This window comes from Vibrio salilacus, assembly GCF_002811245.1.
Lineage (GTDB): Bacteria > Pseudomonadota > Gammaproteobacteria > Enterobacterales > Vibrionaceae > Vibrio > Vibrio salilacus.
Map to the genome: position 1 here is coordinate 1 of NZ_NIVQ01000033.1, position 22,453 is coordinate 22,453.

At 45.9% G+C, this 22,453-nt stretch carries 24 protein-coding genes and 2 tRNA genes; 10 read left to right on the forward strand and 16 right to left on the reverse strand.

Annotated features, from left to right (window positions below; genetic code table 11):
* Positions 1–470 (forward strand): IS21-like element helper ATPase IstB (gene istB / locus CDZ87_RS15260; RefSeq protein ID WP_157806481.1); only part of this gene is annotated, 470 nt, incomplete at its 5' end.
* A gap of 211 nt (positions 471–681) precedes the next feature.
* On the opposite strand, the gene CDZ87_RS15265 is transcribed toward istB, so the two are convergent.
* Positions 682–1,830: a GGDEF domain-containing protein gene (locus tag CDZ87_RS15265; protein WP_100754299.1), complete on the reverse strand. Its 1,149-nt coding sequence runs from the start codon at positions 1,828–1,830 to the stop codon at positions 682–684.
* Positions 1,831–1,985: 155 nt separating this feature from the next.
* A complete protein-coding gene (locus tag CDZ87_RS15270) occupies positions 1,986–3,266 on the reverse strand; it encodes a cation:proton antiporter (protein ID WP_100754315.1) in 1,281 nt (426 codons plus the stop codon).
* Positions 3,267–3,435: 169 nt separating this feature from the next.
* On the opposite strand from CDZ87_RS15270, the gene metH reads away from it, so the two are divergent.
* Positions 3,436–7,113: a methionine synthase gene (metH, locus tag CDZ87_RS15275; protein WP_100754300.1), complete on the forward strand. Its 3,678-nt coding sequence runs from the start codon at positions 3,436–3,438 to the stop codon at positions 7,111–7,113.
* 63 nt (positions 7,114–7,176) lie between these two features.
* Here metH and mgtE read toward each other — a convergent pair whose 3' ends face one another.
* The 12 genes from mgtE to CDZ87_RS15335 all read right to left on the reverse strand — a co-directional run bounded on the left by mgtE (position 7,177) and on the right by CDZ87_RS15335 (position 16,348).
* On the reverse strand, positions 7,177–8,532 hold the full coding sequence (mgtE, locus tag CDZ87_RS15280) for a magnesium transporter (protein WP_100754301.1): 1,356 nt from the start codon (positions 8,530–8,532) through the stop codon (positions 7,177–7,179).
* A 112-nt stretch (positions 8,533–8,644) separates the two neighbouring features.
* Entirely contained in the window at positions 8,645–8,920 is a 276-nt protein-coding gene (locus CDZ87_RS15285) for an HPr family phosphocarrier protein (protein ID WP_100754302.1), read from the reverse strand.
* A 4-nt stretch (positions 8,921–8,924) separates the two neighbouring features.
* Complete coding sequence (gene rapZ / locus CDZ87_RS15290) at positions 8,925–9,788, reverse strand: RNase adapter RapZ (protein ID WP_100754303.1); 864 nt, start codon at positions 9,786–9,788, stop codon at positions 8,925–8,927.
* The gene (ptsN, locus tag CDZ87_RS15295) at positions 9,788–10,234 is read right to left on the reverse strand and encodes a PTS IIA-like nitrogen regulatory protein PtsN (protein WP_038173604.1); all 447 of its coding nucleotides are present in this window, start codon (positions 10,232–10,234) and stop codon (positions 9,788–9,790) included. Before ptsN ends, rapZ begins: the two co-directional genes overlap by 1 nt.
* A gap of 5 nt (positions 10,235–10,239) precedes the next feature.
* A complete protein-coding gene (gene hpf, locus CDZ87_RS15300; protein WP_038173605.1) occupies positions 10,240–10,527 on the reverse strand; it encodes a ribosome hibernation promoting factor in 288 nt (95 codons plus the stop codon).
* A 24-nt stretch (positions 10,528–10,551) separates the two neighbouring features.
* Positions 10,552–12,018 carry an RNA polymerase factor sigma-54 gene (locus CDZ87_RS15305; protein WP_100754304.1) on the reverse strand — a complete coding sequence of 489 codons (1,467 nt, stop codon included), beginning with the start codon at positions 12,016–12,018 and terminating at the stop codon, positions 10,552–10,554.
* A 50-nt stretch (positions 12,019–12,068) separates the two neighbouring features.
* Positions 12,069–12,794, reverse strand: coding sequence for an LPS export ABC transporter ATP-binding protein (lptB, locus tag CDZ87_RS15310; RefSeq protein ID WP_038173607.1), 726 nt, complete (start codon positions 12,792–12,794; stop codon positions 12,069–12,071).
* Positions 12,795–12,796: 2 nt separating this feature from the next.
* Positions 12,797–13,294: a lipopolysaccharide transport periplasmic protein LptA gene (gene lptA, locus CDZ87_RS15315; protein ID WP_038173609.1), complete on the reverse strand. Its 498-nt coding sequence runs from the start codon at positions 13,292–13,294 to the stop codon at positions 12,797–12,799.
* The gene (gene lptC / locus CDZ87_RS15320; RefSeq protein WP_100754305.1) at positions 13,275–13,838 is read right to left on the reverse strand and encodes an LPS export ABC transporter periplasmic protein LptC; all 564 of its coding nucleotides are present in this window, start codon (positions 13,836–13,838) and stop codon (positions 13,275–13,277) included. Before lptC ends, lptA begins: the two co-directional genes overlap by 20 nt.
* Positions 13,835–14,392, reverse strand: coding sequence for a 3-deoxy-manno-octulosonate-8-phosphatase KdsC (kdsC, locus tag CDZ87_RS15325; RefSeq protein WP_100754306.1), 558 nt, complete (start codon positions 14,390–14,392; stop codon positions 13,835–13,837). The genes lptC and kdsC overlap by 4 nt, the downstream gene beginning before the upstream one ends.
* A complete protein-coding gene (locus CDZ87_RS15330; RefSeq protein ID WP_100754307.1) occupies positions 14,392–15,357 on the reverse strand; it encodes a KpsF/GutQ family sugar-phosphate isomerase in 966 nt (321 codons plus the stop codon). Before CDZ87_RS15330 ends, kdsC begins: the two co-directional genes overlap by 1 nt.
* 19 nt (positions 15,358–15,376) lie before the next feature.
* Positions 15,377–16,348, reverse strand: coding sequence for a calcium/sodium antiporter (locus tag CDZ87_RS15335; RefSeq protein ID WP_100754308.1), 972 nt, complete (start codon positions 16,346–16,348; stop codon positions 15,377–15,379).
* A 162-nt stretch (positions 16,349–16,510) separates the two neighbouring features.
* Here CDZ87_RS15335 and mlaF point away from each other — a divergent pair, with 162 nt between their 5' ends.
* The 8 genes from mlaF (at position 16,511) to CDZ87_RS15375 (ending at position 21,926) form a co-directional block, all read left to right on the forward strand.
* Positions 16,511–17,314 (forward strand): phospholipid ABC transporter ATP-binding protein MlaF, encoded by an 804-nt coding sequence (gene mlaF, locus CDZ87_RS15340; protein ID WP_100754309.1) that lies wholly within the window; start codon positions 16,511–16,513, stop codon positions 17,312–17,314.
* On the forward strand, positions 17,308–18,096 hold the full coding sequence (gene mlaE, locus CDZ87_RS15345; RefSeq protein WP_038173615.1) for a lipid asymmetry maintenance ABC transporter permease subunit MlaE: 789 nt from the start codon (positions 17,308–17,310) through the stop codon (positions 18,094–18,096). Before mlaF ends, mlaE begins: the two co-directional genes overlap by 7 nt.
* Before the next feature lie 2 nt (positions 18,097–18,098).
* Positions 18,099–18,578 (forward strand): outer membrane lipid asymmetry maintenance protein MlaD, encoded by a 480-nt coding sequence (mlaD, locus tag CDZ87_RS15350; protein ID WP_100754310.1) that lies wholly within the window; start codon positions 18,099–18,101, stop codon positions 18,576–18,578.
* A gap of 10 nt (positions 18,579–18,588) precedes the next feature.
* Positions 18,589–19,233, forward strand: coding sequence for a phospholipid-binding protein MlaC (mlaC, locus tag CDZ87_RS15355; protein WP_100754311.1), 645 nt, complete (start codon positions 18,589–18,591; stop codon positions 19,231–19,233).
* Positions 19,226–19,555 (forward strand): STAS domain-containing protein, encoded by a 330-nt coding sequence (locus CDZ87_RS15360; RefSeq protein WP_100754312.1) that lies wholly within the window; start codon positions 19,226–19,228, stop codon positions 19,553–19,555. Before mlaC ends, CDZ87_RS15360 begins: the two co-directional genes overlap by 8 nt.
* Complete coding sequence (gene ibaG, locus CDZ87_RS15365; protein ID WP_038173622.1) at positions 19,548–19,802, forward strand: BolA family iron metabolism protein IbaG; 255 nt, start codon at positions 19,548–19,550, stop codon at positions 19,800–19,802. The genes CDZ87_RS15360 and ibaG overlap by 8 nt, the downstream gene beginning before the upstream one ends.
* Positions 19,803–19,811: 9 nt before the next feature.
* A complete protein-coding gene (murA, locus tag CDZ87_RS15370) occupies positions 19,812–21,071 on the forward strand; it encodes a UDP-N-acetylglucosamine 1-carboxyvinyltransferase (protein ID WP_100754313.1) in 1,260 nt (419 codons plus the stop codon).
* Positions 21,072–21,185: 114 nt separating this feature from the next.
* Positions 21,186–21,926 carry a 1-acylglycerol-3-phosphate O-acyltransferase gene (locus CDZ87_RS15375; protein WP_100754314.1) on the forward strand — a complete coding sequence of 247 codons (741 nt, stop codon included), beginning with the start codon at positions 21,186–21,188 and terminating at the stop codon, positions 21,924–21,926.
* 274 nt (positions 21,927–22,200) lie between these two features.
* Here the strand turns inward: CDZ87_RS15375 and CDZ87_RS15380 are convergent.
* Together CDZ87_RS15380 and CDZ87_RS15385 are read right to left on the reverse strand one after the other, a co-directional pair.
* Positions 22,201–22,276, reverse strand: a tRNA-Asn gene (locus tag CDZ87_RS15380).
* A 37-nt stretch (positions 22,277–22,313) separates the two neighbouring features.
* Positions 22,314–22,389: transfer RNA gene (locus CDZ87_RS15385), tRNA-Thr, on the reverse strand.
* Positions 22,390–22,453: the final 64 nt, after the last annotated feature.

The following is a 22,453-nucleotide window of genomic DNA, read 5'->3' on the forward strand; positions in this document are numbered from 1 at the left end:
AGCGTAATGAAAACGTGGTGCTACTTGGACCAAGCGGTGTCGGTAAAACGCATGTTGCAATCGGGTTGGGACTCAAAGCCGTACAAGCTAAAAAGAAAACGCGCTTTATCACCGCCGCTGATTTGATGCTGCAATTATCGACCGCTAAGCGACAAAACAAGCTGAAGCAATACCTCTCTCGCTCTGTGATGGCCCCAAGGTTATTGATCATTGATGAAATCGGTTACCTGCCGTTTGGACGGGAAGAAGCGAACCTATTTTTTAATGTGATCGCTAAGCGCTATGAGTATGGCAGTATTATTTTGACCAGTAATTTATCGTTTGGCCAATGGCCTAGCGCATTTGCCGATGATGCGACATTAACAGCAGCGATGTTAGATCGACTGCTTCATCACTCCCATGTTCTGCAGTTAAGTGGTGATAGCTATCGATTGAAAGATAAACGACGCTCAGGAGCAATACCTGAGTAAAAGGGTGGATCAATTTTGATTGATCGTTTTTAAGCTAAAAGTGGATCAGTTTTCGGTGATCGTTGACAATCAATGTCTTTAGCAATAGACATTTACTGATTTATCTTACAGTACCCTTGTGGCGATCAGTCTTTCAATCTCATGCCATCAGGTCAAAAAAAAGATTGATGCGTTCACATCAACCCTCCTTCTATTAATCACATCTGTTAATTTAGGCGATTACGACTTGGTTTCTACCGCGATGCTTGGCTTGATAGAGAGCGGCGTCCGCGTGAGTTAGCGCATCGTCTAAGTTACCGTTAATCAGCTCTGCAATACCAAAACTCATGGTGCACCTATAATCACTGAAGTTTTCTGCAACGCTTGATCTGAGCACTTCTGCTTCTAAGTACGCACGGTCCGCATCGCTATCGAACAGTAGAATCATAAATTCATCGCCACCAAAGCGTACCAAAAAAACATTGTCTGACTGAGGAAGTGTGTTGATAAGAACCTGTGCTACTCGTTCTATAGTTTCATCACCGATAATATGGCCAAGTTCGTCATTAATCTGCTTAAAGTTATCAATGTCAGTCATTATCAGGCTCACAGGCTTGGTTTGAGCACTCGCCTTTAAGACAAGGTCTGGAATGACAGAGTCAAGCACTCGGCGGTTATACAGGCCTGTCAGTGGATCTTTGAGCGACAATTGATGAATGGAGCGCAGCAAACGCGCGTTATTTAGCCATAACATACTTAAGCTGAGAGTAATCAGTAGAATGAGACTAAATAGGTACGTTAAGGCATGAATAAATCCTGCGTGCATGTAGTCGGTTATACGTGGCTCAGACAGACCAACAATAGCTCGTACAAGCATAAATAGCCCATAAACGACAAATGGTATCGCCATCAATAATAATGGGAATTGTGCGTCATCACGTTTTCCTTTTATCAAGGCCCAAGCACTGGTGAGACTGGTGGCGGAGATAAAGGCGCTGAGTACAATGACTCGTGCATTAATCGATGGCTCGAGATAGGTGAAGTAATATAACAGTACACAGCAGCCCACCAATGCAAGAGCGAGAAGGTGCAATAAACGACTAGAGTAGTCTCTTACATAGCCAATGCCGTAGAGTAAGTAGAGGAAGCCAAGCATGATCAGGCTGTTCGCAATAACGATAGTTAACCAATCTGGGGCTTTACCACGAAAGCCAAGTAATGCTGGCCCGAGCCCAATCAGAAACACACCAATTGCGAGTGTTTTTAGGCCTTCTAACTCTTTCTGTTTGGTTTGATAAAGAAAAAGCCCAACAGAATAAATGAAGGAAAAAATGATAACGGTAAAGTTAAGTGTTCTTATATCTAGGGTTAGCTCATCCATTGATATGCCTAGTCAGTACTACAGCGAGTGTTGACAAAATAGTAGTTTGTTGATTGTGACTGAGGTTAGGCTATAGGGGTATCGAAAAAATATAAAAATGCCAATAGCGTCATAACAATGGGAAATATTCGGCGTATTGGCATTAGTATCGTTGATTATAGGCGACTTGCTTCCTCTTTCTTGGCCTTTTCAATCATTGGGGTAATCGTTGAACCTTGAACTAAAATCGAGAATACCACCACGGAATAGGTCATCACCAAAATAATTTCTTTTACATCGATGAGCTTATCTTGGATTACCCAGATTCCGGAAGGAATCGAAAGTGCCATGGCTAAGGCTAAACCGCCGCGTAATCCACCCCAAGTTAATATTTTTACTGACCACGAGTTGTAACTACGGTAGCGTTTAAAACCGATGTAGGCGATAAATACGCTGAGATACCGGGCCGCGAGGACTAAGGGTACCGAGAAAGCCATTACAATCCAGTCTTCTTCGTGAAATTTAAATAGCAGCATCGACATACCGATCAAAAGAAACAGAACGCCGTTGAGAAACTCATCGACTAACTCCCAAAAATGATCGAGATGGTCTTCGCTCTCTTTCGAAAAGCCGATAAAGCGTGTCCAGTTTCCGATCATAATCCCTGAGACCACCATGGCAAGAGGCCCAGAAACATGCAATACCTCAGCGAAAGCATAACCAGCGGTTGGAATTCCTATGGTAAGTAATAATTCCATGGAGTGGTCGTCAGTTGAACTGATTAAAAAGTGAAAGAGTAAGCCAAGTGCGAATCCATAAACTATCCCCCCGAGCGCTTCCCGAATGAAGAGTAACGTCACGCTGGTAAACGTAGGTGCTTCATGACCAAAGGCAATGGTAAATAGAGTAACGAAGATCACCAGACCAAAACCATCATTAAACAGTGATTCGCCTTCAATTTGAGTTGAAATCCGTTTTGGAGCGTCGAGTTTTTTTACAATCGCAAGTACTGCGATTGGGTCGGTTGGAGAAATTAGAGCACCAAACAGTAAGCAGTAAACCAAATCAAAGTGAATGCCTACTAACTGACAAAAGCCATACAGAACAAAGCCGATGAAGAAGGTCGAGAAAAGTGTCGCTGCTAAGGCCAGTACAGTGATTTCCCACTTTTGATCCTTGAGGTTAGGCAATTTAATGCCTAGTCCGCCAGCAAAAAGTAAAAAGCCTAAGATGCCTTTTAAGAGAAAATCTTCAAAGTTAATACTGGAGACAGTCTTAGAAGCAATCTCTGTTAAATGAAACCAGTCGTTTTGACCCGCAATGAGAATCAATAGAGAGAGCATCATTGATCCTGCAGTAATCGCGATGGTGGTTTGCATTTTACCTATCTTGCTGTTTACAAAAGCAATCAGCATGGCCGCTGCGGATAAAAAGCACAGTGTGTAATAGACCGACATTAGAATCTCAGGTTGTAACAAATTGTGAATAAGGATTTTCGGATCACTATGCTCAAATAGCAAACACTTTTTTGTTATTGATTGGTCATTAATTTCATTGTTTAGACGTCTAGACTCCTGAATGAACTGTGATAGGATGGAGAGATAGTTAAAGGAATGAGGCTGTACCGTGGGAAGTAATGTAAGGCAACAGATTGAAGCTCAGTTAAAGCAACGCATTTTGCTGATTGATGGTGGTATGGGCACCATGATCCAAGGATATAAATTAGAAGAGCAGGATTATCGAGGCGAACGTTTTGCAGATTGGCAGTGTGATGTCAAAGGCAACAATGACTTACTTGTTCTAACTCAGCCGCAGTTGATTAAAGATATTCATCTCGAATACTTAGCGGCAGGTGCAGATATTCTTGAGACCAACACCTTCAACTCAACCCCAATCGCTATGGCTGACTATGAAATGGAAAGCTTGAGTGAAGAGATTAACTTCGCCGCCGCCAAGCTTGCCAGAGAAGCCGCTGATGAATGGACAGCAAAGACGCCCGATAAACCACGTTTTGTTGCTGGGGTCCTTGGTCCGACAAACCGAACATGTTCCATCTCACCCGACGTCAACGATCCTGGTTACCGCAACGTCAGCTTTGACGAGTTAGTGATTGCTTACTCTGAGTCAACTCGCGCTTTAATCAAAGGCGGCAGTGATTTAATTCTTATTGAAACCATTTTCGACACCTTAAACGCCAAAGCATGTGCGTTCGCGGTTGATCTCGTTTTTGAACAACTAGGTGTCACTTTACCTGTCATGATCTCCGGTACGATTACCGATGCGTCAGGCAGGACATTATCGGGTCAGACGACCGAAGCCTTCTATAACTCTTTACGTCACGTCAAGCCGATCTCTTTCGGTCTTAACTGTGCGCTTGGCCCTGATGAATTACGTCCGTATGTAGAAGAGCTGTCACGCATCTCAGATACTTTTGTCTCTGCTCACCCCAATGCGGGCCTACCGAATGCCTTTGGTGAGTATGATCTCGGTGCAGAAGAGATGGCAGATCATGTCAAAGAGTGGGCCGAGAGTGGCTTTCTTAATTTGATTGGTGGATGTTGTGGTACTACCCCAGAACATATCCGTCAGATGGCAAATGTCGTTGAGGGCGTAAAGCCACGCGCTATCCCCGAACTTGTTGTAGCGTGTCGTCTATCTGGTCTAGAACCATTAACCATCGGAAAAGACACGTTATTTGTCAATGTCGGTGAACGAACTAATGTCACTGGCTCTGCACGTTTTAAGCGTTTAATCAAAGAAGAGCTTTACGATGAGGCGTTAGACGTTGCACGTCAGCAGGTCGAAAATGGCGCTCAGATCATCGATATCAACATGGATGAGGGGATGCTTGATGCCGAAGCGTGTATGGTCCGTTTCCTTAATCTTTGTGCATCAGAACCTGAAATATCCAAAGTACCGATCATGGTCGACTCCTCTAAATGGGACGTTATTGAAGCGGGTCTGAAATGTATTCAAGGTAAAGGCATTGTTAACTCGATCTCTCTCAAAGAGGGCAAAGAGAGCTTTGTTAACCAAGCTCAACTGATTCGTCGCTATGGCGCCGCAGTGATCGTGATGGCCTTTGATGAAATTGGCCAAGCCGATACGCGTGAGCGCAAGATCGAAATTTGTACCAAGGCTTACCGTATTTTGGTCGATGAAGTTGGCTTTCCACCTGAAGACATTATTTTTGACCCGAATATCTTTGCGGTCGCAACGGGTATTGATGAACACAATAACTATGCCGTCGACTTTATTGACGCTGTGGCCGATATTAAGCGTGACTTACCGCACGCGATGATCTCTGGTGGTGTGTCGAATGTTTCCTTCTCGTTTCGTGGTAATAATTATGTTCGTGAAGCGATTCATGCCGTGTTCCTTTACCACTGTTTCCGCAACGGAATGGACATGGGCATTGTTAATGCGGGGCAACTAGAAATCTATGACAACGTGCCTGAAAAGCTGCGTGAGGCGGTAGAAGATGTCGTGCTCAACCGACGAGATGATGGCACAGAGCGATTGCTTGATATTGCCGCTGAATATGCCAGCAAAGGCGTGGGCAAAGAAGAGGACCCTAGTCTACTTGAGTGGCGAACTTGGCCAGTTGAAAAGCGCCTAGAGCACGCTTTGGTCAAAGGTATTACAGAGTTTATTGTTGAGGATACCGAAGAGGCTCGACTTAATGCGAGCAAACCACTAGAGGTGATTGAAGGGCCTCTTATGGATGGTATGAACGTGGTTGGTGATCTGTTTGGTGAAGGTAAGATGTTCTTGCCTCAAGTGGTCAAGTCCGCTCGAGTCATGAAACAGGCCGTCGCGCATTTAGAGCCTTATATCAACGCGCTGAAACAAGCCGGTTCAACCAATGGTAAAATTTTACTCGCGACGGTGAAAGGCGATGTACACGATATTGGTAAGAACATTGTCGGTGTGGTACTCCAGTGCAATAACTATGAAATCATCGATCTTGGCGTCATGGTACCGTGCGAGAAAATTCTCAAAGTCGCCAAAGAAGAGAACGTCGACATTATTGGCTTGTCGGGTCTGATTACGCCGTCATTGGACGAAATGGTCCATGTTGCTAAAGAGATGCAACGTCTCGATTTCGATTTACCTCTTTTAATTGGTGGGGCAACCACATCGAAAGCGCATACCGCGGTTAAAATTGAACAAAACTATCAACACCCAGTGGTGTATGTAAATAATGCTTCACGTGCAGTTGGCGTTTGTTCGGCGCTGCTGTCGCAGAGGCAAAAGCCTGGTTTTGTAGAGAAACTTCAAGCTGATTATGATGTAGTACGTGATCAGCATGCCCGTAAACGTCCGCGCACTAAGCCTGTGACGTTAGAGAACGCGCGCGCCAACAAAGTCGCGATTGATTGGGACAACTACACCCCGCCTGTGCCAGCTAAGCCAGGTGTGCATGTTTTTGATGATTTTGATGTCGCAACGCTGCGTAAATACATCGACTGGACGCCTTTCTTTATGACTTGGTCGCTGGTTGGCAAGTACCCTGCCATCTTTAAGCATGAAGAGGTCGGTGAAGAGGCACAGTCTTTATTTAAAGATGCCAATGAGTTACTTGATCGTGTTGAGCGTGAAGGTTTGCTAAAGGCGCGTGGTATTTGCGGCCTGTTTCCTGCTGCGAGTATTGGTGATGACATTGAAGTTTATACTGATGAGTCACGCAGCCAAGTTGCTCATGTATTGCATAACTTACGCCAACAAACCGAGAAACCAAAAGGATTTAACTACTGTATTTCTGACTATATTGCCCCTAAAGAATCAGGCAAGAAAGATTGGATTGGTGCCTTTGCCGTCACTGGCGGTATTGGCGAGCGCGAATTGGCTGATGCGTACAAAGCGGCTGGGGATGATTACAATGCGATCATGATACAAGCCGTTGCAGACCGCCTTGCCGAAGCATTTGCTGAATACTTACATGAGCAGGTAAGAAAAGAGATTTGGGGATATTCGGCTGACGAAGACTTGTCAAATGATGATCTTATTCGTGAGAAATACCAAGGCATACGACCTGCACCCGGTTATCCGGCGTGTCCTGAGCATACTGAGAAAGGCACGTTATGGCAGATGCTGAACGTCGAACAAGCGATCGATATGTCACTGACTTCAAGTTATGCAATGTGGCCAGGTGCTTCAGTTTCGGGGTGGTATTTCTCTCATCCTGATTCTCGCTACTTCGCCATCGCCCAGATCCAACGCGATCAAGCTGAAAGTTACGCAAAGCGTAAAGGCTGGGATAGTTTGCAAGCGGAAAAATGGTTAGGGCCAAATCTTAACTAGGCTCCCGCTCTAAATAGCAAAGAGCGCCGCTTGGTAAAAAGTGGCGCTTTTTTGAATTGATCGCTAAATCATGATGGTCGCAAGACCTAAAAAGACCGATAGACCAATTACATCAGTCACAGTCGTCAGTGCCATGCCTCCCGCCAGAGCAGGGTCGATATTCAATTTTTTTAAGAAGATAGGGATAGTTACCCCGGCGATACCTGCAACAAGTAAATTGGTCAGCATCGCTGCTGAAATAATCCCACCAAGCATCCAGTTGCCTTTCCAAGCGACAACAATACCACCAATGATGAAAGCCCACATAACGCCATTGAGTAAGCCGATCGCGGCCTCTTTCATCAATAGCTCTCGTTTGTTTGAGTCACCAATATGACCGAGCGCTAAACCACGGATAACCAAAGCAACGGTCTGGTTACCTGCTACGCCGCCCATCGACGGGACAATCGTCATCAGCACCGCGATGGCTGCCATTTGATCGAGTGTCGCTTCAAACATGTTGGAGACAGAGGCTGCCGCTAATGCGGCTAGTACGTTGGCACCAAGCCAGATACTCCGTTTGCGTGCTGATTTGACTACGGGTGCGAAGGTGTCCTCGTCGTCATCCATACCAGCCATGCTCATCATTGAGTGCTCGGCGTCTTCACGGATAACATCGACCACGTCATCAATGGTGATGCGACCAACAAGGTGTTGATTTTCATCGATCACTGGCGCAGAAACCCAGTTACGGCGCTCAAACAGACTAGCGATGTCAGAGTCACTCATGGTGACATCAATCGCTTCATCCGCATCTTCCATCACATCAGCGATTCTGACATCAGGCTGCGTGGTGATAAGGGTTGTGATTGGTAGCTCACCAATCAGGCGGTCTTGATCATCAATCACATACAGTGCATCGGTTGCATCAGGAAGTTCACCTTTCATACGTAGGTAACGCAACACAACATCAACATCAACGTCACCACGAATCGTAATGACGTCGGTGTTCATTAAACTACCGGCGGTGTCTTCAGGGTAAGAGAGAGCGGCCTCGACCAATAAACGCTCAGCGGAGTCCATCTGCGCCAATACTTCACGCGATATGTCATCTGGCAAGCTTCGCAGAACGTAGGCGACGTCATCGGTTTCCATGCCTTCGGTCGCTTCAGCCAACACCTCTGGTGCCATTTTTGACACTAAGGCGTCTTTGACATCCTCATTGAGTTCATCAAGGATTTCACCATAATCTTCAGGATCGGTGAGTTGCCAAAGTACTTCACGGCTTTTACGGGGTGAGGCTTCGAGTAGATGAGCAATGTCTTCCGGTTCCATGTCCTGCAATTGGCGGCGGACATGAACGAAACGGCCATTCTCGAGGGCTTCAGTCACTTCTTGGAGGGCCTGGTGAGCTTGATCGAACTCTATTTGCTCTGCCATTAATTCCTCCTAACTCATCGTGGTTACAATGCTAAGCATAGTAACTTAATTTAAGAATGGATTTAATAAGTTAATGTGGCTGATGTACATTTAGTTGTGGCTGGTAAGACGATCACTCTTCTTCGTCGAATTTATCTTCAATCAGATGACAGGCGGCGTCGAGTGCTGGTTCTGCATCGCTTCCTTCTGCACTGATGGTCACGTATTCACCTTGCGCGGATTCGAGCATCAATAAGCCCATCACACTATCTGCGGTTGCTTCTTTGCCTTCATGATTTTGGATAGTAAGGATAGCTTGGAAGGATTGTGCCAGTTCAACCAGCTTTACCGCAGCGCGAGCATGAAGCCCGAGACGATTTTGAATTAACACGGTGCGGCTCTGCAGCATAACACTATTCCTTGTGGTTTTTCTCAAGTGAAGCGTGACGGATTTGGACTTGATGACCCATTTCGGCAAAATACTCACCAAGTTGTTGGGTTAAGTAAACGGAGCGATGCTTACCGCCAGTACAACCAATCGCGACGGTGAGATAACTGCGGTTGTTTTTTTCCAACAATGGCAGCCAGTTTTCAATAAACTTCTGGATTTGTTGTTTGAGTTCCATTACCTCTGGGTGGCTTTCGAGGAAGGACTTGATTGGCGCATCTAGGCCGGTTAAAGGTCTTAGATCCGGTTCCCAGTGCGGGTTTGGTAAGAAACGTACATCGAATACATAGTCGGCGTCGCTCGGTAGACCATATTTAAATCCAAATGATTGAAAGACCATCACCAGATCTTTGCGCTCACGACCTTCAACACGCATACGAACGGTTTCGCTTAATGTATGCAGCGATTGGTTACTGCTATCAATGACTAAATCAGCTCGCTCTTTAAGCGGCGATAGTATTGACCGTTCTTTCTCGATAGCTTGCTCAAGTGAGGTGTTTTCTAAACTGAGAGTCAGCGGATGAATGCGACGGGTTTCGCTATAGCGCTTAAGCAAAGTCTCTTTATTGGCATCTAAAAACAGTACGCTGACATCGGATGCTTGTTGCAACTTGAGCAGCACATCCTCAACTAAGTTTGGCTCTGTCGGCAGGTTGCGAATATCAATACTCACCGCCACGTTTTGTTTACTAGACTGAACCGATTGGACAAACACTTCGAGAAGATCGACCGGTAGGTTATCGACACAGTAGTAACCGAGATCCTCGAGTACCCTAAGCGCGACACTTTTTCCCGCTCCTGATTGGCCACTAACGACGATAAGACGCATTATTGATTAACCATAATGTCGTACAGTTCTTGGTCAGATTGAGCTTTACGTAATTGCTTCAATACTTGCTTATTGTTGAGGCGTTCGGCCATGCTAGAGAGTGTTTTAAGGTGCTCTTTGCACTGAGCGTCAGGCACAAGTAAAGCGAACAGGATGTCGACCGGGCGATTATCGATAGCATCAAATTCAATTGGTGATGCGCATTGCAGCAAAACGGCAACGGCTTTATCACTGGCATGCATACGCGCATGGGGAATGGCAATCCCATTTCCAATGCCAGTACTGCCCATTTTTTCACGGCTGAGCATACACTCAAAAAGTTCGGTAGAGTTTTGCCCTGTCTGCTCGGCAACCAGTTCACTGATCATCTCAAGGGCTCGTTTTTTACTAGTACATTGAACTGCACTCTTGGCGCAGTTCAATGTTAGGATTTCGCTTAATTGCATGGTAATTAGTGGGCGTTTAGCTTTTCTTTGTGCTTATTGAGTTGTCGAGTTAATTTGTCGACAAGGGAATCAATGGCTGCATACATATTTTCATCTTCAGATGAGGCATGAATTTCAGCTTGATTTACGTGAAGGGTAGCTTCTGCGATTTGACGAACTTTTTCAACTTTTAGTACTACATGAATGCTATTTATGTGCTCAAAGAAGCGTTCTAGCTTTTGAAACTTTTCATTGACGTAGTCTTGCATTGAATCGGTGAGATCAACGTGATGTCCATTTAGATTAATTTGCATAGACTTTCCTTCTCGGTTATTGGCCTAAAGTAGGCGTTTACGCTGACTGGAAGGGGCAATACCTAATGACTCACGGTACTTTGCGATGGTTCTTCTAGCAACCTGAATCCCTTGGTCAGCGAGTAGAGCTGCAATCTTACTATCACTGAGAGGCTTGGCGCTATTTTCGGCAGCGACCAGCTTCTTAATCAGCGCGCGAATTGCAGTCGATGAGCACTCCCCACCATTGTCTGTACTGACATGGCTAGAAAAGAAGTACTTCAATTCAAAAATACCACGCGGGGTATGCATATACTTCTGTGTCGTTACCCTTGAAATGGTTGACTCATGCATTTCGACCGCGAGAGCGACATCATTGAGCACCATTGGCTTCATCGCTTCTTCCCCATACTCAAAGAAATCACGCTGATGTTCAACAATACACTTAGCAACTTTGAGCAGGGTCTCGTTTCTACTTTCTAAACTTTTAATCAGCCATTTTGCTTCTTGAACATTGTTGCGAATATATTGGCTGTCGGCACTGTTGCCTTTTCCCATGGCTGCATACTGCTGATTCACTTTCAATTTGGGTACGGAGTCTGGGTTGATCGTAACGACCCACTTACCGTGCTCTTTAAAAACGGACACGTCTGGGACGACATATTCTGCGTGTTCAGACGAGATGCGGCTCCCTGGTCTTGGATCAAGCTGCTGGATCAACTTCAGCACTTCACGCAACTCTGTTTCTTTGAGCTTAGTCTCTTTAATGATCAGTTTGTAGTCACGATTACCAAGATGATCGATATGATGTTTCAAAACAAGCTTAGCTTCATTGAGCCAAGGGGTGTCTTTAGAGTACGTCGTGAGCTGTAGCAGCAAGCAATCTTGCAGGTTTACAGAGGCAACACCAAGCGGATCAAATTGCTGCACGCGTTTACGTACCGCTTCAATCTCATCAAGCTCTATTTCTTCATTGTTGAAACTGTCGAGGATATCTTCGGTGGTGACAGTGAGATAACCGTAGTCGTCAATGGCGTCGATTAAGGCCAGCGCAATCGTGCGATCATTGTCGCTAAAAGGGGTTAAATCCAGTTGCCATAGCAGGTAATCTTGCAATGATTGAGTGGTCTCACCTTGGTAGACTGGCATATCGTCGTCGACGGCGATCCCCGTGCTACCCGTATTGGCACTGTAAACGTCATCCCAAGTGGTATCAATTTCAAGATCATTGCTGATTTCTGATGTTTCAATCAATTCTGAGCTGTCTTTGACTTCAGGCTCTGCCATTTCGGTCAGCTCGACCGTGGGTTCTTTTTCTTCAGTTTGGCGGCTTTCATCTGCTGTTGACTCATCACTGGCTTCTTCAACCTCAAGCAGAGGATTTGAATCCAAGGCTTCTTGGATCTCTTGTTGAAGATCGAGCGTCGACAATTGCAACAAGCGTATCGCCTGCTGCAACTGAGGTGTCATCGCTAATTGCTGTCCTAGCTTGAGTTGTAATGAGGGTTTCATTCAGTCTTATTTGCCTTAATGCTGGAGAATCTTAACGTTCTTTCCCTTAATCATAGACGGAATTGTTCGCCGAGATAAACTTGTTTAACTTGTTCGTTATTGAGCACTTGCTCAGGTGTACCTTCTGCAATGAGGTGACCTTGGCTAACAATATAAGCTTTTTCACACACATCCAAAGTTTCGCGCACGTTGTGGTCTGTGATCAATACTCCCAAGCCACGATCTCGTAGATGCTCGATGATCTTTTTAATATCGATCACCGAAATAGGATCAACCCCGGCAAAAGGTTCGTCTAACAAAATAAATTGAGGGTTTGCCGCTAGAGCACGGGCAATTTCAACTCGACGTCTTTCTCCACCTGATAATGCCATACCGGCACTGTAGCGAATGTGCTGAATGTGGAATTCTTCCAACAAATCTTCCAGTTTGTCTTGGCGCTCTTCGCGAGTCATTTCTTCGCGAGTTTCCAAAACAGCCATAATATTATCTTCGACCGACAATTTACGGAAGATAGAAGCTTCTTGCGGTAAATAGCCAATTCCCATTCGAGAGCGGCTATGCATAGGCAAAATGCTGATGTCATTATCGTCGATCGTGATCGAGCCTTGGTCTCGAGCGACTAGGCCAACAATCATATAAAAAGATGTGGTTTTACCAGCACCATTAGGACCGAGTAGACCAACAATTTGCCCTGATTCAACTTGCAGGCTGACATCGCTAACCACGGTACGGTTACCGTAAGTTTTTGCTAAGTGCTGCGCTTTTAGTATCGCCATAATTATTCTTGTACTGCTTGTGGCTGAAGAACGGTCGAAACGCGGTCGCCTTTCTCTTTACCATCGGCAATGAGCTTTTGAGAAGAGATTTGGTAACGAATTTTAGTACCGCGAATCACACTATCATCTTGAGATAGCATCGCTTGGTCGATCATGGTCAGTTGATCATCGACCATCTTGTAATACAGCTCTTTTGCTTCGCCATACAAAGTTTTACCATCATCAGTGAGCTGAGAGAAGGTCGCTAGGTCGCCATAACCTTCAATTTCTTGAATGGCGCCATCAGTGGCATTACGCGTAACAATGACTTTATCTGCATTGATGTTAATGCTGCCTTGTTTGAGTTTTACATCACCAAGGAAAGTCACTTTATTGCTCTGCATATCAAGCTGCTGGCTATCAGAATCGATGTAGACGGGTTGCTCTCTGTCTGTCGATAGCGCTAACGCTTGGCTAGACAGGAATAAACAAGAAATCAGACTAAGGTGTGAGAGTTTCATATCTACCTTGTACTTGGTTATATAGAGAGGCGTGATTATCAGCAAAGTTGCCCGTCATCGCCTGTCCTATTGTTTTAAATTGAGGGCCAACCATGACCACTTGGTTGTTTGCCCAAAAGTCTCTGCTGTCCAACTGTATATTCAGGATATCGGTGGACAGCGTGTCAAAACCTGAATCAGGCAATAAGTTGTTGGCCAATACATCGTCATAAAGTGTCAGAATGTGGTCTTGGGTCAACACGCCGCGTACAGCAGTGATTTCCCATTCTTGAATGGAGCCTTGTTTAAACACTTTCAATACTGGATTAGCAAAAATCGTATCACCGCTTTTGGCGTAGTGGTCGAGCTTGACGGAGGTAATCACATAACTGCGGACACCGCTTTCGTTATATGAGGTATTGATTAACCCCTTGCCGCTAAACATCGGTAACTCGGTATCTGGATCTATTTGGATATCATAACTCTGCTGCTGCTCGAAAAGATAGTAAGCAGACCAGCAAATAATGAAAGCCAGAATGAGATAACCAATACGAGAAAGACTCATATACTTAGACCTTTATGAACATCGAGTTCGTTGCGTGCTTGCAGGATCAGGTCACAAACTTCCCTTACTGCCCCATAGCCGCCGCGAATTGCCGTGACATAGTTGGCTCGGCGAGCCAGTAGCGGGTGCCCATCTGCTACACAAACTTTAAGTGCTACTTTTTCCATTACGGGCCAATCGATTAAGTCATCACCGATATAACCGGTATGCTGTGGTGCGATATTGAGTTTATCGCAAATATCTTGATACGCCTTTACTTTATCGTCTTGACCCTGATAAATCAGTGAAATACCGAGTGCCCTCATGCGGCTTTCGACAATTTGCGAGCGACGACCAGTAATAATGGCGATCTCGATACCTGCGTTCATTAGGGCTTTAACGCCATAACCATCACGGGTATGGAAGGTTTTCAGCTCTTCGCCTTGATTGCCCATGTAAATAAGCCCATCTGAAAAAACCCCATCAACATCGCAAATCAATAATTTGATCTGTTGGGCAATGGCCAAGATGGCAGAGTCTACTGGCTGGTATAAAGTGTCGACCATCACGCTCATTACACCACTCCCGCTTTTAATAAATCATGCATGTTCAGTGCGCCAACAACGACGCCTTGCTGACATAAGATTAAGCCATTAATGCTTTTCTCTTGCATGAGATTTAAGCCTTCTGCCGCGAGCATGTTCGGCTCTGCCGTTGCGGGGTTAATCGTCATCACATCGCCAATCAGTGCGGTATGGATATCAATACGTTTATCGAGAATTCGACGCAAGTCGCCATCGGTAAAAATGCCCACCAACTGCTGGTGGTCATCGACTACAGCTGTCATCCCTAAGCCTTTTTGGCTGATCTCAAGCAGTGCATCGCGGACCACGGTTGTTGGCGTTACCAAAGGTAAGTTTTCTCCGGTGTGCATGATATCGGCGAGCTTGAGCAGAAGTTTACGACCTAAAGAACCACCAGGGTGGGAGAGGGCAAAGTCTTCGGCGGTAAAACCGCGTGCTTGCATCAAAGATACGGCGAGCGCATCGCCCATCACTAAGGTCGCGGTGGTGCTAGATGTCGGAGCCAGCTCCAGTGGACACGCTTCTTGAGGAACCGTAATTTGCAGGTGAATATCTGCCAGCTTTGCCATGTTGGAGTGAGGTTTGCCCGTCATGCTGATTATCGTAATATTGCGGCGTTTGAGTACGGGAAATAAACCAAGAATTTCTGCAGATTCACCTGAGTTAGAGATGGCTAAGACGATGTCGCCAGTCGCGATCATGCCTAAATCGCCATGGGCCGCTTCACCTGGGTGAACAAAAAATGCCGAGGTGCCTGTGCTGGCCAATGTCGCGGCGATTTTTTTGCCGATATGGCCCGATTTTCCCATCCCCATGACGGCAACTTTGCCTTCTTGATTGGTAAGAATGACCTCACAGGCGTTAACAAAGTCGTCATTAAAGTACTGGTCTAGCTGCTGTAAAGCGGCGACCTCAGTGTTGAGCACTTCAAGGGCTGTTGAACGATAATCAAACATACACAACTCCAAACTCAGATTATGCGGTCATATTCATGACCAGGTAGCCTTGATAGGCAAAAAAGCAGCACAATAGTACGCCACCTTCCAGTCGATTGACGCTGCGTGATTTACCTAATGCCATCACCACTAGTAACAGTGATACACCGAGCATCACCCAGAAATCGCGCCCCATAGCGTATTCATTCAAAATAGAGGGATTCAAGATGCCAGGGATGCCCATTACGGCGAGTATATTAAATACGTTAGAGCCGATAATGTTCCCTACGGCCATATCATCTTCGCCTTTCATGACTCCAGCAATTGAAGCGGCCAGCTCTGGCAAGCTGGTGCCAACGGCAATGATTGTGAGACCAATCACCAGATCACTCATACCGAAGTACTGGGCAATAATCACCGAGTTATCGACTAACATCGAAGCCGAAAAGGGCAAGATAATCAAGCCAATCACAACCCACACTGCAGCCTTAATATTGCTTACGTCATCAGGCACTTCCAATGCTTGGTTTTCAAGCATTGCATCAGCGATGTCACTGGTTTTTTCTTTGTGGCTGATGCGGAGCATTGCTAAAATAAAGGCGGCAAACAAGACAAACAACAACACGCCTTCGTAGAAGCCTAAGTGATTATCCCACAATAAGACGCCTGCCAGAATGGTCACTCCAATCATTAAAGGCAGTTCACGGCGCAGTACCGCCGAACTGATTAATAAAGGTTTAATCAGCGCAGTAATCCCTAAGATCAGTGCAATGTTGGCGATGTTTGAACCTAACACATTGCCTACAGCCGTGTCGGTTTTACCTTCCAGTGCTGCTGTCGCGGAAACCATCATTTCGGGGGCAGAGGAGCCCATGGCTAGAATAGTCATACCGATAACTAAAGGAGAGATACCAATATTGCGTGCGAGTGCGGCAGCACCAAATACCAGTTTGTCAGCACTCCAAACTAAAAAGACTAATCCAATAATGAGAAACACAACGGCTTCGAGCATGATCATTCCTAATCTATATACTTCGAGAGAATTAAACCGCTAATTTTGACGGTTTGGCTATTAAAAGGGAAGCAGTTCATTCAATTAATTACGCCATGCTTTAAATTCTGTATTAATGTGCTTATGATTGCCCATTGTTACTGGAACGAATAAGAGTTCAATATGGAATCTGAAGACTTAGTGACGATAAAGCAGCTAACGTTTTCTCGCGGAGAGCGCAAAGTCTTTGATGACGTCAATTTGCGTGTGCCAAAAGGAAAGGTGACCGCGATTATGGGCCCATCAGGGATAGGAAAAACCACCCTGTTGCGTTTGATTGGTGGACAGCTTTATCCGCAGCAAGGTGAAATCTGGTTTGATGGCCATAACATTCCCTCGTTGAGTCGGCGTAAGCTCTACCAAGAACGCAAAAAAATGAGCATGTTATTTCAGTCAGGCGCGTTATTTACCGACTTGTCAGTGTTTGACAACGTTGCCTTCCCACTGCGAGAGCATACTGAGTTAGATGAAGCGTTAATCCGCACTTTAGTGCTGCTTAAACTTGAAGCAGTTGGACTGCGCGGCGCAGCGCAGCTTATGCCGAGTGAGTTATCGGGCGGAATGGCAAGACGTGCTGCGTTAGCTCGCGCGATTGCTCTTGATCCCGCCCTTATCATGTTTGATGAACCTTTTGTTGGCCAAGACCCTATTACGATGGGGGTGCTGGTTGAGTTGATTCATAAACTGAATAAAGCTCTGGGGGTAACAGCGATTGTGGTGTCTCACGATGTGCCAGAGGTGATGAGTATCGCTGACTGGGTGTACATTTTAGCCAACGGTAAGGTGGTGGCGTGTGGGACGCCAGACGAGTTACGTGACAATCTTGATCCACAGGTACAACAGTTTCTTAAAGGCAACGCGGATGGACCTGTGCCATTTCGTTATCCAGCCCAGCCGCTCGCTAAGGATCTCTTTTCATCATGGTAAATTTAATTGATATCGTCGCCTCTGTTGGCCGTCGATCCATGTCAGTTTGTGAGTCCTTTGGCCGCGCCAGCTTAATGTTGTTTGGCGCTTTATCTAGTCGACCACAACCGGTTAAAAATTTCCCGTTATTGGTTAAGCAACTGTATAGCGTTGGAGTACAGTCGTTACTTATTATTGTCTTGTCAGGGCTATTTATTGGTATGGTATTGAGCCTACAAGGTTATGTTATCCTTGTGGATTTTGGTGCCGAAGGGGCGCTGGGTCAGATGGTGGCGCTGTCTTTGTTAAGAGAGCTAGGCCCAGTGGTCACGGCTTTGCTTTTCGCTGGGCGAGCTGGTTCAGCTTTGACGGCTGAAATCGGTTTGATGAAAGCCACAGAGCAGCTGTCGAGTCTGGAAATGATGGCGGTTGACCCATTGAAACGCGTAATCGCCCCACGTTTTTGGGCTGGGATAATCTCGATGCCACTGCTGGCGATGATTTTTACCGCGGTGGGCATTTGGGGAGGTCAATTGGTGGGTGTCGATTGGAAAGGCATTGACTACGGGAGCTTTTGGTCTGCGATGCAAGCCTCGGTTGAGCTCGGCCAAGATATTGGTAACAGTATGATCAAGAGCTTTGCTTTTGCCATTACGGTCACTTGGATCGCATTATTTAACGGTTATGATGCGATTCCAACTTCAGAAGGAATCAGTCGAGCAACGACGCGTACCGTCGTTCACTCGTCATTGGCAGTACTTGGTCTAGACTTCGTACTAACTGCATTGATGTTTGGGAACTAATCATGCAACAAACAAGAAAAACAGAATTATGGGTTGGTAGCTTTGTACTTGCTGGAATTTGCGCAATTCTAGTGATGATCTTTCAAGTCGCTGACGTTAAAGGGCTTGGATCTGGTGATACTTACACCCTCAATGCTGAGTTCGATAACATTGGCAGCCTAAAGGTTCGCTCTCCAGTGAAGGTTGGAGGTGTTGTTATTGGTCGTGTGACTAATATCGGGCTCAATACAGAGTCACTGTTACCTGTGGTGACGATGGCAATTAGCCGTCGCTACGATCAGTTCTCAGAAACGTCAAGCGTCAAGATCCTTACTTCAGGTTTGATTGGTGAACAGTATATCGGTTTGATTCCAGGCTTTGTGTTTGAAGATGAGCGGATGCTGGTCGATGGAGACTACATTGAAGATACCAAATCGGCGTTAGTATTAGAGGACTTGATTGGTCAAGTACTGTATAGCGTCGGTGGCTCGGACAGTGAATAAGGAGCAATATATGTTAAAGAAGTTAGTGCTTACTATTTTTACTTTTTTGGTGGCATTTGGTATCAGAGCGCAAGAGGTTGACAAAACACAGCCATATCAGATGATGACAACGGTTGCCGAGCAAGCGTTTCAACGTTTGAAGGCCGAACAAGAGCGTATTCATCAAGACCCTGAATATTTGAAGGAGATCGTAGAGCAAGAGTTGATGCCGTATGTAAACGAAAAATACGCCTCACTAAAGCTGTTAGGTCCGAATTTAAAAGGCGCTAAGCGCGAAGATGTGATGAGATTTATTGTCGCCTTTCGTGCTTATTTAGTGACGTCCTACGCTCAGGTGTTGACTCAATATAGCGACCAGGTGATTGAGTTCGCCCCTGAACCAAAACTTGATCCAAATAAGAGTATCACTAGCATCAAGGTCGATATTCTTGAACCACCACGACCGAATATTAAGCTGGAGTTTAAACTGCGCCGTGATAAAAATACCGGTGAGTGGCAAGCGTTCGATATGATTGCGGAAGGGATTAGCCTACTGTCGAGCAAGCAATCTGAGTGGAGTACTAAGTTACGTCAAGATGGCATTGTTGCCGTCGCTGATGAACTTGAACAATTGGCTAAGCAACCGATTCGTTTCGAGAAAAAGAGTGATGAGTAATTCACAATGGCAAACAAGTGGCCAGCATCGTTATCTGCTCAGTGGTGATTTAGACCGCAATAGTGTCCCTGCGTTATGGCGAATTCTTAAACAGCAAATCTTTCCCCAAGGTGAGGTCGCCGTGTCGCTGGATCAGGTGGTTCGTGTCGACTCTGCAGGTATGGTTATGCTGATTCATTTAATAGAGCATGCAAAAAAACAAAACTGTCATATAATGTTCAGTTTCGTGCCGGATGAACTGCACACATTATTTCAGCTGAGCAATGTTGAACAGTTCGTTGCTGAGCATTTAAAGAATACAACAGGGGTGAATTGTGGATAACGCAAAAGTACAACAGATTTTGAATGATGCTCTACATCTAGCAGAGTTGCATGTCAAAGGTGAAGGCAGCCATTATGAAGTAGTTGCTGTTGATGCTTGTTTCGATGGAATGAGTCGCGTTAAGAAACAACAGCTAATTTATGCACCACTGATGGAATACATCCAAAGAAATGACATTCACGCTGTTTCTATCAAAGCTTACACTCCAGATGAGTGGGCTCGTGATAAGAAGTTGATGTCACTGTAAGGTTTTAGAATGGAAAAGTTTCGAGTAATTGGCTCTAAAAAGCCTTTAGTGGGTGAAGTCACCATCTCAGGTGCAAAAAACGCCGCCCTACCAATTTTGTTTGCGTCAATATTGGCTGAGGAGCCAGTAGAAGTCGCCAACGTACCGCGTTTGCGTGATATTGACACCACGATGGAGCTGTTAAAGCGCCTTGGTGCCAAGGTTGAGCGTAACGGCTCAGTGCACGTTGATCCAAGTAGCATCAATGAATTCTGTGCGCCATACGATTTAGTCAAAACCATGCGAGCTTCTATTTGGGCTCTTGGTCCTCTTGTGGCACGTTTTGGTCAAGGTCAAGTCTCATTACCAGGTGGTTGTGCAATTGGCGCTCGTCCGGTTGATCTGCACATTCATGGCCTAGAGCAATTAGGCGCTACGATCACGCTAGAAGACGGCTATGTCAAAGCGCACGTTGATGGTCGTCTTAAAGGCGCGCACATTGTGATGGACAAAGTCAGTGTTGGTGCGACGATTACAGTGATGTGCGCAGCGACGTTGGCTGAGGGCACTACGGTACTTGATAATGCAGCGCGTGAGCCTGAAATTGTGGATACCGCGGATTTCCTCAATAAACTGGGCGCGAAAGTAACGGGTGCTGGTACTGATACCATCACCATTGAAGGTGTAGAACGTTTAAGTGGTGGGCAGCATTCCGTTGTTGCTGATCGCATTGAAACCGGAACCTTTCTTGTTGCGGCTGCGGTTTCTGGTGGCAAAGTGATGTGCCGTAACACTAAGGCGCATCTACTAGAAGCGGTACTGGCAAAGTTAGAAGAAGCCGGAGCGCTGGTGGAATCTGGAGAAAACTGGATTTCGGTTGATATGACCGATCGCGAACTAAAAGCGGTGACCATCCGCACTGCGCCTCATCCGGGTTTTCCAACGGATATGCAAGCGCAGTTTACCTTGTTGAATCTGATGGCTAAAGGTGGCGGTGTCATTACTGAAACCATCTTCGAAAACCGCTTTATGCATGTTCCTGAGCTTATGCGTATGGGAGCGAAAGCCGAGATTGAAGGCAATACCGTGATTTGTGGTGATGTTGAAGAGCTCAGTGGTGCACAAGTGATGGCAACCGATCTTCGCGCTTCAGCCAGCTTGGTTATTGCTGGCTGTATTGCTAACGGCGAAACCATTGTTGATCGTATTTATCATATCGATCGTGGTTACGATAAAATCGAAGATAAATTGTCGGCTCTTGGCGCAAAGATTGAACGTTTTCGCGATTAACGATAAAATGAGCTAACGCTTGTAAGCCGAAACGCGAGTTTCGGCTTTTTTATGACTATCCGATCAGTTAGAGTTCCGACCAACGATTGATCCTCTCTGTTCTTGGAGACCCCAATGATTGCACTATTACGTGTATTGGCTGTTGCGATTTTTGCAATTGTGATGTTTGTGTTTGGTTGCGGCTACTGTTTGTTAAGCCCCCGCAACCCTAAGCACGTTTTTACCTTTGGCCGCCTCTTTGGCAAGATGTCGCGAGTATTCGGGATTAAGCTTGAACTACGTATTCCATCAGACGCCTACCAACGCGGTCAGCATGTTTATGTTGCTAACCATCAGAATAACTGGGACCTGTTTACCGTTTCTTCTGCAGTGACACCTAAAGTGGTGACTGTGGGTAAAAAAAGCCTCGCTTGGATGCCTCTATTTGGTCAGCTTTACTGGCTAACAGGTAATATCTTAATTGATCGCGGCAATCGCTCGAAGGCAAAAGGAACGATAGACCAAGTCGTGGACAGTTTGCACAGTAGTGATGTCTCGGTGTGGATGTTCCCTGAAGGAACCCGTTCGCGCGGTCGTGGCTTACTGCCATTTAAAACCGGCGCCTTCCACGCGGCGGTTGGGGCTAAACTACCGATTATTCCTATTGTATGTAGCTCGACCGAAGGGATTAAGCTCAACCGTTGGAACAATGGTCATGTTATTGTGGAAATGTTGCCACCAGTCTCTGTAGAAGGCTACAGTAAAGACAATGTTCGCGCCCTAGCGAATCTCTGCCGTGAGCAGATGAAAGATAAGCTAGAAGCGTTAGACAAAGAAGTCGCGATGCTCAATCAACAGCAAGGTGTCAAGGCGTAGGAGGGGAGCTTTAAACTACGGCGACTACTTAGCTTATAAACACGGATTACAGCCCTAGTTGAAAGACTGGGGCTTTTTATTGCCTATTGTGAGGCCATAAAGATGTGAGGTGCTACAAGTGATTGGTTGAGCGTTGTTTGCCAACTCTATTAACTGTACTCAGGATTGATTAACTGGACTTCTATTCATCGGACTTTTATTAACGGAATGAAGGGGAGGGCGATGGCAATCAGTGGATACAAAAAAGCCAAGTCCGAAGACTTGGCTTTGAATGTGGCTCCTCCTGCTGGGCTCGAACCAGCGACCTGCGGATTAACAGTCCGTCGCTCTACCAACTGAGCTAAGGAGGAATTATTCGTTTACGAGCTTTCTTCTTAAAAGAAGAAATGGTGCCGACTACCGGAGTCGAACTGGTGACCTACTGATTACAAGTCAGTTGCTCTACCTACTGAGCTAAGTCGGCACACTAAAAGTGGCTCCTCCTGCTGGGCTCGAACCAGCGACCTGCGGATTAACAGTCCGTCGCT

Bases quoted from the DNA above. Each gene is read 5' to 3' on its own strand.
- mlaF (WP_100754309.1), top strand. From the start codon at position 16,511: ATGGAATCTGAAGACTTAGTGACGATAAAGCAGCTAACGTTTTCTCGC.
- CDZ87_RS15335 (WP_100754308.1), bottom strand. From the start codon at position 16,348: ATGCTCGAAGCCGTTGTGTTTCTCATTATTGGATTAGTCTTTTTAGTT.
- hpf (WP_038173605.1), bottom strand. From the start codon at position 10,527: ATGCAAATTAATCTAAATGGACATCACGTTGATCTCACCGATTCAATG.
- CDZ87_RS15305 (WP_100754304.1), bottom strand. From the start codon at position 12,018: ATGAAACCCTCATTACAACTCAAGCTAGGACAGCAATTAGCGATGACA.
- CDZ87_RS15375 (WP_100754314.1), top strand. From the start codon at position 21,186: ATGATTGCACTATTACGTGTATTGGCTGTTGCGATTTTTGCAATTGTG.
- lptC (WP_100754305.1), bottom strand. From the start codon at position 13,838: ATGAGTCTTTCTCGTATTGGTTATCTCATTCTGGCTTTCATTATTTGC.
- kdsC (WP_100754306.1), bottom strand. From the start codon at position 14,392: ATGAGCGTGATGGTCGACACTTTATACCAGCCAGTAGACTCTGCCATC.
- CDZ87_RS15285 (WP_100754302.1), bottom strand. From the start codon at position 8,920: ATGCTGCAGAGCCGCACCGTGTTAATTCAAAATCGTCTCGGGCTTCAT.
- CDZ87_RS15330 (WP_100754307.1), bottom strand. From the start codon at position 15,357: ATGTTTGATTATCGTTCAACAGCCCTTGAAGTGCTCAACACTGAGGTC.
- mgtE (WP_100754301.1), bottom strand. From the start codon at position 8,532: ATGGCAGAGCAAATAGAGTTCGATCAAGCTCACCAGGCCCTCCAAGAA.
- CDZ87_RS15270 (WP_100754315.1), bottom strand. From the start codon at position 3,266: ATGTCGGTCTATTACACACTGTGCTTTTTATCCGCAGCGGCCATGCTG.
- ptsN (WP_038173604.1), bottom strand. From the start codon at position 10,234: ATGCAATTAAGCGAAATCCTAACATTGAACTGCGCCAAGAGTGCAGTT.
- CDZ87_RS15360 (WP_100754312.1), top strand. From the start codon at position 19,226: ATGAGTAATTCACAATGGCAAACAAGTGGCCAGCATCGTTATCTGCTC.
- mlaC (WP_100754311.1), top strand. From the start codon at position 18,589: ATGTTAAAGAAGTTAGTGCTTACTATTTTTACTTTTTTGGTGGCATTT.
- lptB (WP_038173607.1), bottom strand. From the start codon at position 12,794: ATGGCGATACTAAAAGCGCAGCACTTAGCAAAAACTTACGGTAACCGT.
- mlaE (WP_038173615.1), top strand. From the start codon at position 17,308: ATGGTAAATTTAATTGATATCGTCGCCTCTGTTGGCCGTCGATCCATG.
- lptA (WP_038173609.1), bottom strand. From the start codon at position 13,294: ATGAAACTCTCACACCTTAGTCTGATTTCTTGTTTATTCCTGTCTAGC.
- mlaD (WP_100754310.1), top strand. From the start codon at position 18,099: ATGCAACAAACAAGAAAAACAGAATTATGGGTTGGTAGCTTTGTACTT.
- rapZ (WP_100754303.1), bottom strand. From the start codon at position 9,788: ATGCGTCTTATCGTCGTTAGTGGCCAATCAGGAGCGGGAAAAAGTGTC.
- CDZ87_RS15265 (WP_100754299.1), bottom strand. From the start codon at position 1,830: ATGGATGAGCTAACCCTAGATATAAGAACACTTAACTTTACCGTTATC.
- murA (WP_100754313.1), top strand. From the start codon at position 19,812: ATGGAAAAGTTTCGAGTAATTGGCTCTAAAAAGCCTTTAGTGGGTGAA.